Here is a 12107-nt window from a genome sequence, read left to right on the forward strand (position 1 = left end):
GCGACGAACGCCGCGAGGACGGCGAACCAGTCCGAGGACAGCACCGACTCGGGCAGGAGAAGCCCCGCGACGATCATCTCGCCGCCCACTCGGCGGCGATCGGCGCCCGGCCCGACCGCAGCGAGTTCCCCGCGCAGGCGGGTGTCCCGGTGCTGATCGTCGGGGCGTCGGATGACCAAGTGGTGCCCACCGAGGAGCAGCGACGCTGGGCAGCGGCGAACGGGGCCGAAGCGGGCGGCAGTCGGAATGCCCGGGCGTCTTACACCGAGATCCCGGAGACCGGGCACATGCTGCCGGTGGAGGCCCCGGACGCGCTGGCCCGGGCGATCGTCGATTGGCTTCCCACGATCCAGGGCTGACCCCGCCGGTTCGGCGAACCCGAGCACGCGCGGGCCGGGCTGTGGTGGCGGCGCTCGTCGTCGTCGCCCCTTCCCACCCTTCCGCCAGCGGACGCCGGGCCGGCCGCACCACCGGGCCGGCACCGGCGCCTGCGGGGAGGAAACAGGCGCGCCGCACGCTGCTTCCGGCCTCGGGGCGCGACAGACGACTGGCCAGTCACACCCTCCCGCGGCATCACCAGCTCCTTAAGGCCGCATCTACACCGAGTAGTAGCCCCCCTCGCTCGGCTCCATCAGCCCTCCGGCGGTGCTTCGGACGGGAGATCAGGCGGGGCGAGGGGCGCCTCATCCGCATCTACACCAAGACGGGCACCCGACTGCGAGGCTGCGACCGGTTCAGCGGCGCGCGAGCACTATGCGCTGCAGGTCGTGTCCCACGATCACCTCACCGCTGTAACCCTGCTGCGCCCAGGCCTTCCACTGCCGGGCGTCGATCGACCCGCTGTAGTCGCCCAGGTGGGTGAGCACGAGCCGCGCCGCTCCTGCACGTTCGGCGACCCCACCCACCTCCTGCACCTCGACGTGCGACTCGAGATTGTGCTCCACGAAGGCCGGCGGTAGGTCGGCCCCGCGCACGTTGATCGCCTCGTGGACCACGGTGTCGCTGCCGCGGGCGAGACGGTCGAAGTTCTCACTGAGCCGGGTGTCGCCGGAGAACGTCACCGAACCGTGCGCGGTGTCGAAGCGGAACGCGAACGACGGGAACACCGGACCGTGCGGCACCAGCGTCGCGGTGACGGTGACGTTCTCGTCTTCCATCACCAGGAACGGATCCATCTGCGGGGCGGTGTCGAGATAGCTGGCACCCACGTCCGGCAGGGGGATGTCGTGGACATCGAACAGTGTCCGCGGATCCGGGGGCCCGCCGGCCGGACCGTTGTCGCGGATGAAGATGTTGGAGGTGTAGGCGTAGGCCTCGTGGAGACGCTCGGTCATCTCGACCGTGCCGGGAGTGGGGCTGTGAGGTGCGACGACGGGGAGGTTCGGATCCGGGACGTTGGGCGGCCGCAGCCCTCCCGCGGACCCGGGCCCCCACACACCGACCGGACCCGAGAGCGTGTCCCCAGCGGCGTTGGCGATAACGCCGCCGATGAGGGCGAAGTTGTAATAGTCGGCGATGTGGTCCGAATGCAGGTGCGTGATGAAGATGTCGCGGATGGCCGACAGTTCCAGGCCCGTGAGTCCGTACTGCGTGACCGACGAGCGCCCGCAGTCGATGATGTACGCCGCGCCATTGACCACCAACGCCGAGGCGATCCCCACCCGGGCCTTCTCGACCATCGGACCGGCGAGAGTGCCCAGCAAGATCAGCTCGAGCGGTTCGCGTTCCGCGGCAGGGATGCCACCCGGAGGCGTGACGCCAGAGGAGCCGAGTGAGCCCGCCCCCAGCGAGCCGGTGACAGACTGCGCAGCGGCGGGACCCGCGGTGAGGCCGGTGATCCCGGTCGCGGCCGCGGCGCCGCCCAGAGCGGAGAGCAGCGAGCGGCGGGAAAGACCGGGCTGTACCCGGAGTGGGTCCTGGGAGGGGGTCGGGGAGGGGCGAGAGTCCGGGGCCATGGGGGAGTCCTTCATCCGGGGATATCGGAGAGTGGGCCGCTCGCGAGCGCCAGGGGGCCTGCTGTGCGGGCGCGACCGGTCCTGTCTCAGAACGTAACCCAGCCATGCCGGATATAAGAGCGACTTCACGTAAATCGCCGCGGCCACTCCAGGGTCGGGGCGGCACCGACGACGTCGAACACCGCGTGCACACCCCGGCCGCCCGCCGCGACGTCGAAACACCGGCAGCCGGTTCTGCCGACCCGGCTGCCGCGGGCTCATGGTGAAGGGCGGTGCTCGTCGTCGTCGTTCTCGTTGTTCTTGCTTGTGGCTTCGCCGCAAAACGGGCCGACCCCCGGGGAGAGGGCCGGCCCGTGTGCTTCGTGTGGGTTATCAGGTGGTCGCGTCGTGGGCAGCGCCCTTCTCGGAGACGTCGCCGGCGGTGGGCAGCTGGCCGGCGGCGTTCTCCAGGTGGGCGCGGACGAACCACTGGAACTTCTCCAACTCGGCGGTCTGGCCGATGAGCAGGTCCTCGGTGAGGGGGTCCACCTCGCCGGCCACGGCAATGGCCTTGCGGTGGTCACCGATCATCCCATCGTGCACCTTGTCCAGGGCGCCCAGGTGGGCCTGGGCGGTGCCGCGGCCCAGCGAGTAGTCGTCCCGCAAGTGGCTTGACCCACCCTGTGCGCGGACACGGGAGTGTCGAACGTCGTCGTCGACCTCCCTGGGGGCGAGCGTCGCACCAGCTGGGTTCAGGTGCGTTCCGGGCGTACGGCCCGCGCCGGGCCAGAAGGTGATTCGCGAAACGGCCCGCCGAGCTGGGTGCTCGACGGGCCGCCTCCTACCGTGGTCGGATCAGGAACCGAACATGTCGGTCAGGCTCCCGAGGCTGCCGAAGGACGGGGTGTCCGGGTCCTCCGGGTCGACCGGATCAACCGGATCAACCGGAACGTCACCATCGAGTGCGTCGATGACTGATTCGCGCACCTGCGGGTCGAGCTCCGGGCCGTTGCCGGATTCGAGGTACTCGAGCAGTTCAGCCTGTTGTTCATCGGTGAGCGTGAGGTACTCCACCTCGAACTCGCTGACGCCACCGAGTTCGCCCGAGGTGCTGACGAAACCTGTCTCGGGTCCCGCGGTCGCGCTCATCGGGGCGTCGATCACGACGCGAGTGCGGCCCGGCTCACCGTCGACCATCGCGGGCACGGACACCGGAAGCGTGGTGGTGAAACCCAGTCCGGGCATCTCGACCGTGACCTCGGTCGTGGCGTCCTCGGAGCTCGGGTTGAACACGTCGACGTGCAGCTTCTGACCGGGAACTCCCGTCAGGAGCGTTCCCGGCCCCACCACGGAGGCCGAGGTCGACCCGGGCGCAGCGAGGATGTCGAGTTCAGCGGCGGTCTCGAGGTCGAGTTCCTGGGACATCGGGGCGAGCTCGAACGGCTCGCCGACCCCCTGGCCCCCGATTCCGTAGCCATCCCAACGGACGTGCGCCCAGTCGTCCCACCCGTGGAGCTCAGTCAGCGAGCCTCCGGTGATCGAGTCCTGACTGTTAATATCGGCTTGAACGCGGCCATCTTCGATCGATCCGTTGCAGTTCCAGTCGATCGGATCGATCTCCACCCACCCCGTCGACGACTCGGGGCAGTAGCGATAGGTTTCGGTCATCTGTGAAGTGCCGGTCACACCGTCCCGCTCGGATAGTGATTGCTCGTCGAGCATCGTCGCCACTTCACGGGAGAAGTCGAGTTTCCGGGGACCTCGGAGTCCGCCGAGCTGGAATGAGTAGTTCATTGCGCTCGCGTAGTTCGGTTTGTACTCGACGTGATCGCCTCCGCCGTGCCGCAAGCCCAACACATGCCCCAGTTCGTGCATGAAGGTTCCCGCCTCGGCCTGCCGGGTCTTGATCAAGTCAGATCCCCTCGACACCACAAACTTCGTGCCTGTGTACGAGGACGAGTCGAAGCTGGTCAGGGCGATCCCGGTGGTGTTGGAGTTCCCGCCGTCGTTCAGCCTGTCGGCGAACAGTGCATGGCGGAACACCTTCGACCTCGCGTCGCTCAGCTGGGCGCGGTCATCGAAGTCCTGGCGAATTGAGGCGGGCGTCGCGTCCACCCCGAGTAGAGACGTGTGATCTACCTTCCTGGCTCGCGACAAGGCGCCCCATTTCGCCTCAGTCGTTCCATTGAGGTACGAATCCGGACCGGAGTCGATATGAAGAGCGATCCCGGGCTTGATCGGAGGAGCGCCCGCTGGCTGGGGGACCGGAGGGGTGGGGGCCTCGTCGAATGCCCTCATAACCCTGCGCATCGCGTCCGTATCGGGCTTGAAAGAGACCGCCGGCTTGGCCCAGAATCCGAACCACCCACCGGGAACAGCGGGTCTCACCATCCAGTCAGCCTGGACAAACAGGTCTTTGCGGTAGGGATCCGCGCCCATGGCGGGCAGATCCAGACCATCGATGCCGTTGATCTCCCACTCATCGGGGAGCCCGTCACCGTCGGAGTCCTTGACCGGAGTCGCACCGGAGGTGCAAGAGTCGTTGAAGAGGTAGCGGAAGTTGTCCACGAGTGCGGCCGAGTCAAAGACGTTGTCGCCGATGTCCTGGATGCTCAAGATCAAACGCATCTGGCCCTGGCCATCGACCTCCACCGGAGCGGACGCGGTGAGTTGCTCCGTGAGGCCATTCATCGTGGTGGCTCCATACGATTCGTCCGCGGGCGCGATCCCGTAGACCGTATTGATCGACAGGAGGCGTCCTTCCGAGTCGAATGCCTGGTTGTTGGGCGCGGTGATCGAGAAGTCGGACGGGTTGTAGCGAATGTCGCTCTCCGCGGTCTCGATGGTGAATACGTCGTTGAACTGAGACCCCACATACTCGGGATACTCCTCGCTGGAGAAGAGCACATCGAGGGCCACGCACTTCGCGCCGCTGGGCGGCGTGAAGTCGAGCGTGACCTGGGTGAGGTCGTTGCCCGACGCACCCCGCGGCCCGTTGACCAACTCCGTGCTGGAGAACTCCTCCGGTAACGCACCGGGCCGGAACGCGTCCGCCGCCCGGCCAGTGGACAGCACCAGCGCCGAACCGTTCTTCGTCGGCATCGGGCCGTAACCGGAAGTGGTGATCGCGAGTCCGTTCGGGTCGGCGTTGATGGAGATGTCCACTCCAGCAGGCGCATCGATCGCCGATCGCACGCCTGCTTGGTCCAGAGCCGTGAGTGTCGACATCTTCTGGGAGTTGCCGCTGGGTGCCGACGCTCTTCTCTCGGGCAAGTCCGCGGTGACCTGAGCTTGAGCAGTAATCGCGAGTCCGGTTGTCGCAAGCGCCGTGGACACTGCCACGGCGATGATCGGTTTCTTGAGCCTCACCGGTGGTTCCTCTCTGGGAGATGTCCGGTCAGCCTAGGAACCGACTAAGTGATGTCGCGTCGCCCGAACGCATGAACTCTGAGCGTCTGAACTGCGATGTCGGGTCGATCGCATGCAGTCGCGTCGCGGCCGGAACGTTGGTCTCGGCTTGCGAGGCGGGCGATGTGCAAGGTCCCGGGGCCGCCGACGCGCGGAGCGCCGGCTCGACCTCGTCGTCGTTCTATCTACCCACGCCTGGCCAGGCGGCCACACCCCGACGACTCCCGCCGTGCCGGCCCTGCCCGCGCATCCGGACCTCAGCGGGGGAGCTGCCCGTCGTCGATCTTGATCACGGTGCCGGTGACCGCCTCCGACGCGTCTGACAGGAGGTAGGGCAGGGTCGAATCGAGCTGTTCCGGTAGGCCGAGACGCTTGCGGGGCAAGCCGGGCGCGATGTCGCCGACCCGCTCGAGCATGCCGTCCGTCATCTCGGACTCGAAGACGCCCGGCGCGCTCGCGTTGACGGTGATGAACCACCAGGGCGGCGGCGACCCCACCATCCACCGCTTCACCTGGACCGGCGGTGCGTGGCGCTACGACGGATGCGTCGGCGTCGGCTACTACGAACAAGTGCGGTAGTCCCCACTCCCGCAGCCTGTCCTGGGGTTTCGGCTCAGCGGCGGGGCGGGCGCTGTTCAAGAAATTGCGCTGTTCCGTTGGCTGCGGAATCGTCCTATTGCCTGAACGCGCTCGCCGGAGACCGTAGCCGGCCGCATCCCGCCGAGTGGTCACAAAGACCGGTTTCGGGCGCGCGCGTCCTGGGAAAACGTGACTAGGTGTGACCGCGCGATGGTGGGAGGGCGCTGCTGCGCGCGGCTATGAGGGTGAACGCCCGTAGAGCCACCAGAGGATCGCGTCGATGGTCCACTCACTGATGGGCTCTTCTCCGGTGGAGCCGTCGCCCCACCGCGGGAGATCCGCGGAACTCCTCGTTCGATCAGGCCCTCGTCATCCGTCCCTGGAGTCAGAGCCTCCCTCCGGCTCGGGGCGATCGGGGCCCCGGCGTCGCGACACGGCGACGTGCTCAAACCGCTCGCGTAGGCCGACGATGAAGTTGTCGAGTGCGAACTCGAAGCTCTCGCGGTCGATCTGCGCCGCACGGTCGGCGAGCTTGTGCGCTGATTCCAGGTGCGGGTAGCGGTCCGCGTACACCTGTGGGTCGGCGGCGAAGCCCAATGCGAACGAGCCCATCGCCGCTCCGAACACCAGGTACTTGCCCGCAGCGCCGATCATGGTCGCTTCCCGGGGCGGCCAGCCGTTCTCGAGCAACCCACCGTGCACCTCCTCCGCCCGCTGCAGAGAGTCCGCCCGGCGCCCCGGTGACGGAGAGATCACCGACACCAGCCGTGGGTGAGCGGCGAGCGCCGCGCGCAACGAGCGCGTCCACGACCGGAGGCCGGCCTCCCATCCCAGGTCGAACCCGGAGGTGTCGACGTCGGCGAGCACCTCGGCCGCGACCGCGTCGAGCAACTCGTCCTTGGTCGCGTAGTGGAAGTACAACGAGGCCGGTGTGACGTCGAGCGCGGCAGCCAGCCGGCGCATGCTCATGCCCTCGAGGCCCACGGCGTCGACGAGGGCGAGCGCGGCGGCGCGGATGCGTGACTGGTCGAGTTTCGCCACGTGCGGTCGGCCCATCACCCTCTCCTCCACATTTTTCCAGTGACCCAGCGCACAGTACTGTACCGTCGGCCTTAATCGAACGCCGTTTGGTTTACGCGACCGCCCTCCGCACCGCGCGGGCACGAAGAGAGGAATCAATGATCCGCAGCGTTTTTGACGACGACCACGAGTCGTTCCGCCAGACCCTCCGGGCCTTCATCGAGGCCGAGGTCGTCCCGAACTTCCAGGAGTGGTTCGACGCCGGCATCGTGCCGCGCGAGTTCTACTACAAGCTCGCCGACCTGGGTCTGTTCGGCATCAGCGTGCCCGAGGAGTACGGCGGCGCCGGGCTCGAGTCGCACAAGTTCGAGGCCATCCAGTACGAGGAGACCATGCGTGCCGGCGTCTCGTTCGGTGGTTCCGGTGTGCACGTGCTGCTGGCGCTGCCCTACATTAAGGCCCTGGCCACGGAGGAGCAGAAGCAGCGGTATCTGCCGAAGTTCGTCTCGGGCGAGGAGATGTGGGCCCTGGCCATGACCGAGCCGGGTACCGGCTCGGACCTGGCGGGCATGAAGAGCACCGCCAAGCTGTCCGAGGACGGCACCCACTACGTGCTCAACGGCGCCAAGACCTTCATCACCGGCGGCGTCCACGCCGACCGCGTCATCGTGGCGTGCCGCACCGCACCGCCGCGAGAGGACGATCGCCGGTTCGGCATCTCGCTGCTCGCCGTGAACACCCACTCGGAGGGCTATGCCGTCGGCCGCAAGCTCGACAAGGTGGGCCTGCGTACCTCGGACACCGCCGAGCTGTCGTTCACCGACGTGAAGGTGCCCGTCGAGGACCTGCTCGGAGAGGAGAACCGCGGCTTCTACTACCTCGGCCAGAACCTGCCCTCCGAGCGCTGGGGCATCGCCTACGGCGCCTACGCCCAGGCCGCTGCCGCCGTGCGCTTCGCCAAGGAGTACACGCAACAGCGCGAGGTGTTCGGCAAGTCGGTCGCCTCGTTCCAGAACACCAAGTTCGAACTCGCCGCGTGCCAGGCGAAGGTCGACGCCGCCCAGGCCGTCGCCGACCGGGCCCTGGAAGCGCTGGACGCCGGCGAGCTCACAGCCGCCGAGGCCGCCTCGGCCAAGCTGTTCTGCACCGAGGTGGCGGCCGAGGTCGTCGACCGCTGCCTGCAACTGCACGGCGGCTACGGCTTCATGAACGAGTACCCCATCGCACGCCTGTACTCCGACAACCGCGTCAACCGCATCTACGGCGGCACCAACGAGGTCATGAAGACCATCATCGCCAAGGACATGGGGCTGTGATGACGGCGCTCTCCCTTGCCTCCGTCCTCGCCGAACCCGCCCGTCGCCGACCCGACCATGTCGCGCTCATCGAGGGGACTACCCGCCTCACGTACGCGGAGCTGTGGCGTGGCGCCCGAGGCGTCGCGGCGGCCCTCGCGGACCGGGGCGTCCGTCCCGGTGACCGCGTGGCCCTGCTCGCCCCGAACGTGATCGGCTTCGTGCGGGCCTACTTCGGAATCCTGGCCGCCGGCGCGGTCGTGGTACCGGTGCCGACGCTCCTCACGGAACGCGAAGCCGCCCACCTGGTGCGCGACTCCGGTGCCGACGTGGTCGTCTACCATGCAGCACTCGCCGCCACCGCGGCCGGCGTCGCGCGGGAGACCGGTGCCGCGGCGTACGACGTCGACGAGCTCGACGGGGCAGGCGAGCCGCTGCAGACCTTCGTCACGCGGCAGGCCGAGGACCTCGCCGTCATCTTCTACACCAGCGGCACCACGGGAGCGCCGAAGGGCGCCATGCTCACCCACCTCAACCTGGTGATGAACGCGACCACCAACGCCTTCGACGGCAACGGGCTGTCCCCGGATGACGTCGTCATGGGAGCTCTGCCGCTCTTCCACATCTTCGGGCAGAGCGCCGTGATGGGCGCGACGTTCCGCGTCGGCTGCACGCTGGTCCTCCAGCCGCGCTTCGACGCCGCCGCGGCGCTGGAGATCATGGTGCGCGAGCGGGTGACCCGTTTCCTCGGCGTCCCGACGATGTTCATCCAGCTGCTCCGGGCTGTCGATGCAGCCGCCGAGCTGCCGCGGCTGAAGTCGTGCACCTCGGGCGGCGCAGCGATGCCGGTGGCCGTTCTGGAGGAGGTCGAGAAGGTCTTCGACACCCCCGTCTACGAGGGCTACGGGCTCTCGGAGACGTCCCCGACCTGTGCGTTGAACCAGAAGATCTTCGGTACCCGGCCGGGCACGGTGGGCCACGCGATCTGGGGGGTCGAGGTCGAGATCACCGATCCGACCATCTTTGATCGCGTCGAGCCGCTGCCGCCCGGAGAGCTCGGAGAGATCGTCGTCCGCGGGCACAACGTCTTCGCCGGCTACCTCGACCGCCCCGACGCCACCGCCGAGGTCATGGTCGACGGCTGGTTCCGCACCGGCGACATCGGAACCAAGGACCACGAGGGGTTCGTCAGCGTGGTCGACCGGCGTAAGGACCTCATCATCCGTAGCGGCTTCAACGTGTACCCGCGCGAGGTCGAGGAGGTGCTCGCCCGTCATCCGAGTGTCGACCAGGTCGCCGTCATCGGTATCCCCGATCCCGAGCGGGGCGAGGAGGTCTGCGCCGCCATCGTCCCGAAGCCCGGCAGCGACGTCGACTCAGACCAGTTCGTCGCCTGGGCCAGGGAGCACCTGGCCCACCACAAGTACCCCCGGGTGATCCATCTACTCCCGGAACTCCCGATGGGGCCCTCCCAGAAGATCCTCAAGCGGGAGCTGCGGGCCCAGTTCGCCCACTGACCTCGCGGTGCGCTGCCGGTGAACCGGGATCGCCGGCAGCGCACCGGGCGTCAGGCCACACCCCTGCCGGAGGCCACCGCGAGGTCATGGGCGATAACAGCGAGCTCGAGCAACAGTCTGCCGCGCGGCTCCTGCAGGTCGCAGCCGGTCAACCCCACCAGCTGACGGCTGCGGTACATCACGGTGTTCCGGTGGCAGAACAGTTCCCCGGCCGCGGACGTCGCCGAGCCACCGTGGCGCAGCAGGGCCCGGAGGGTCTCCAGTAGCGTCGTGCGCTGGTGGTCCGGCAACGCCAGGACGGGGCCGAGCACCTGTTCCTCGATCATCGCCCCGACCTCGGGGCTCGTCTCGATCAGTAGCTCCGGCAGCCGGGCCGAGGCCCACACGAGACGCTGCTCGCCCGCCGGCAACGTGGCCGCGGCGCGCGCGGCGAGCCGGAACGCGGAGGCGGTCCCCGCCATGCCCTGGCGCGCCAGGGCCACCCCGACCCGGCCCGCGACCGCCGGGCTGAGCACATCGGTCAGCCACGCCTCGTCGACGCCCTGGAGGGTGACCACGCCGTAGAGGGCGCCGTCGCGCACGCCCCACCGGGAGGTCCCACCCATCCGCTCGACGCGGTCCTCGGGGTGGCGGAGGGGTTCGCTGCGCGTGTCCTCCAGGATCGCGACGACGCACGCGAGGGGGACGTTGGGACGGATGCCCAGTATCTCCTCGGCCTGGGTGGCGAACTCCGGACTCGAGGCCCGGCCTTCGAGCAGGCCGGCGAGGTAGTTCTCCTGCCGACGCAGGTCCCGCAACTCCTGTCTGGCGACCTCACGGCGGTAGGCCTCGCTCATCACTTCGCTCTGGATCCCGAGGTCCCGCCACAGCCGGCGGCCCGCGGCCAACAGCTCCTCGGTGGAGACGTCGGCCCGACCCTCCCGCACACGCGCGGTCATGGCCTCCCACAGCGCCAGGTTGCCGGTGGTGTACGCGGACAGCACCGCCTCCAGGGGGACGCCCTGGCGCGCCCGCTCGATGCCCGTCGCCCGCCACACGTCGGCAACCCTGACCTCGCGGCCCGCGTCGTCGACCTGGCCGCCCAGCCGCTCGAGTCCCCGCCTGACGTGCTCGCGGATGCTCCGCCTCAACACGGCCCGCAGTTCCGGGGTCGACCAGCCGGAGCCCGAGTCCTTGGCGACCATCGTGGCGGAGATCTCGTCCGCGATGCGGTCGGAATCTTCCAGCATCTCGGCCCACGCCGCCTTGAGTCGATCCTCGCGACCCGACGCGGCGAGAGCGCCCCTCGTCATCCCGTCCATTTTTCCAGAATGTCACGCGGCGCACAGGTAAGACGGCCATTCGGGCCGCTCACGCACCGGATGCTCAAACTTTCTTGTGCTCGGCGCCCATGGTGCCCGTGTGATCTGCGACACATACTGAGCGCGGCGTCCCTCCCGCCGTCGAGAACGAGCGCCCGGACGGGCCCGCGGACGAACCACGACCGACCAGGAGTGCCGATTGAACACCGCCAGGATCGTCGAACCGGACATCCCCCGGACCGCAACCCATGACCCGCTGTTCAGCATGAGCGACATCGACGTGCGCTTCGGCGGGATCCGCGCCCTCAGCGGCGTCTCCCTCGACGTGCGACCCCGGACAGTGCACGGCGTCATCGGCCCCAACGGCGCCGGCAAGACCACCCTGTTCAACGTCGCCTGCGGCTTCGTCCAGCCGCAGGAGGGATCGCTGTCCTGGAAAGGGGAGCGGCTCGACCGCCTCCGCCCCCATCAACTGGCAGGACTCGGCATCTCCCGCACACTGCAGGGCCTGGGCCTGTTCGAGAACATCACCGTGCTCGAGAACGTCATGGTCGGGCTCGACCGGCACGCCCGGTCCGGGTTCTTCGCGGGACTGCTCGGCGTCGGCCGCAGCAGCCGCGAGGAGATGGCCCTGCGCGAACGGGCCATGGGCATTCTCGAAGAACTGGGGATCGACACCCACGCCGACCGGCTCCCGCCGTCGCTGCCCTATGCCATCTGTAAGCGCGTCGCCCTGGCCCGCGCGGTCGCGGTCGAACCGGAGCTGCTGCTGCTCGACGAGCCGGCCTCCGGGTTGTCCAATGCGGAGATGGACGAGCTGGGCGACCTCATCCGCGCCCTCAGTGACCGGATGGCCGTGATGCTCGTCGAGCACCACATGGACCTCGTGATGGCCGTGTGCGACGAGATCGTCGTGCTCGACTTCGGCCGCCGGATCGCCTGCGGCACCCCGGCGGAGGTCCAGAACGACCCGGCCGTCGTCGCCGCCTACCTGGGCGAGACGGTCGGGGACGAGGAGACAGCCGGATCCTTCCCCGAGGACGGTGAGTGACC

11 protein-coding genes are annotated in these 12107 nt (G+C 68.6%); 5 read left to right on the forward strand and 6 right to left on the reverse strand.

Annotated elements, in window-relative coordinates; all coding sequences use genetic code 11:
* On the forward strand, positions 1–359 hold a 359-nt coding region (locus G6030_RS06380; protein ID WP_241724201.1), incomplete at its 5' end, for an alpha/beta hydrolase.
* Between the two features lie 375 nt (positions 360–734).
* Here G6030_RS06380 and G6030_RS06385 read toward each other — a convergent pair.
* The 4 genes from G6030_RS06385 to G6030_RS06400 all read right to left on the reverse strand — a co-directional run bounded on the left by G6030_RS06385 (position 735) and on the right by G6030_RS06400 (position 5758).
* Positions 735–1970: an MBL fold metallo-hydrolase gene (locus G6030_RS06385; RefSeq protein WP_241724202.1), complete on the reverse strand. Its 1236-nt coding sequence runs from the start codon at positions 1968–1970 to the stop codon at positions 735–737.
* Between the two features lie 357 nt (positions 1971–2327).
* Positions 2328–2732: a ferritin-like domain-containing protein gene (locus G6030_RS06390; RefSeq protein ID WP_347238596.1), complete on the reverse strand. Its 405-nt coding sequence runs from the start codon at positions 2730–2732 to the stop codon at positions 2328–2330.
* 57 nt (positions 2733–2789) lie between these two features.
* On the reverse strand, positions 2790–5303 hold the full coding sequence (locus tag G6030_RS06395) for a choice-of-anchor L domain-containing protein (RefSeq protein ID WP_182642556.1): 2514 nt from the start codon (positions 5301–5303) through the stop codon (positions 2790–2792).
* Positions 5304–5599: 296 nt separating this feature from the next.
* Positions 5600–5758 carry a hypothetical protein gene (locus G6030_RS06400; RefSeq protein ID WP_241724203.1) on the reverse strand — a complete coding sequence of 53 codons (159 nt, stop codon included), beginning with the start codon at positions 5756–5758 and terminating at the stop codon, positions 5600–5602.
* On the opposite strand from G6030_RS06400, the gene G6030_RS16415 reads away from it, so the two are divergent.
* The gene (locus G6030_RS16415; RefSeq protein WP_241724204.1) at positions 5757–5921 is read left to right on the forward strand and encodes a hypothetical protein; all 165 of its coding nucleotides are present in this window, start codon (positions 5757–5759) and stop codon (positions 5919–5921) included. The two genes, G6030_RS06400 and G6030_RS16415, sit on opposite strands and share 2 nt — an antisense overlap.
* Positions 5922–6290: 369 nt before the next feature.
* Here G6030_RS16415 and G6030_RS06405 read toward each other — a convergent pair whose 3' ends face one another.
* On the reverse strand, positions 6291–6977 hold the full coding sequence (locus G6030_RS06405; RefSeq protein WP_182642558.1) for a TetR family transcriptional regulator: 687 nt from the start codon (positions 6975–6977) through the stop codon (positions 6291–6293).
* A 122-nt stretch (positions 6978–7099) separates the two neighbouring features.
* On the opposite strand from G6030_RS06405, the gene G6030_RS06410 reads away from it, so the two are divergent.
* Both G6030_RS06410 and G6030_RS06415 read left to right on the forward strand, forming a co-directional pair.
* On the forward strand, positions 7100–8257 hold the full coding sequence (locus tag G6030_RS06410) for an acyl-CoA dehydrogenase family protein (RefSeq protein ID WP_182642559.1): 1158 nt from the start codon (positions 7100–7102) through the stop codon (positions 8255–8257).
* On the forward strand, positions 8257–9753 hold the full coding sequence (locus tag G6030_RS06415) for a long-chain fatty acid--CoA ligase (protein WP_182642560.1): 1497 nt from the start codon (positions 8257–8259) through the stop codon (positions 9751–9753). Before G6030_RS06410 ends, G6030_RS06415 begins: the two co-directional genes overlap by 1 nt.
* A 50-nt stretch (positions 9754–9803) precedes the next feature.
* Here G6030_RS06415 and G6030_RS06420 read toward each other — a convergent pair whose 3' ends face one another.
* On the reverse strand, positions 9804–11045 hold the full coding sequence (locus G6030_RS06420; protein ID WP_182642561.1) for a helix-turn-helix domain-containing protein: 1242 nt from the start codon (positions 11043–11045) through the stop codon (positions 9804–9806).
* A 208-nt stretch (positions 11046–11253) separates the two neighbouring features.
* On the opposite strand from G6030_RS06420, the gene G6030_RS06425 reads away from it, so the two are divergent.
* Complete coding sequence (locus tag G6030_RS06425; protein WP_241724205.1) at positions 11254–12105, forward strand: ABC transporter ATP-binding protein; 852 nt, start codon at positions 11254–11256, stop codon at positions 12103–12105.
* The last annotated feature ends 2 nt before the right edge of the window (positions 12106–12107 follow it).

The organism is Dietzia sp. E1, assembly GCF_014145015.1.
GTDB lineage: Bacteria > Actinomycetota > Actinomycetes > Mycobacteriales > Mycobacteriaceae > Dietzia > Dietzia cinnamea_A.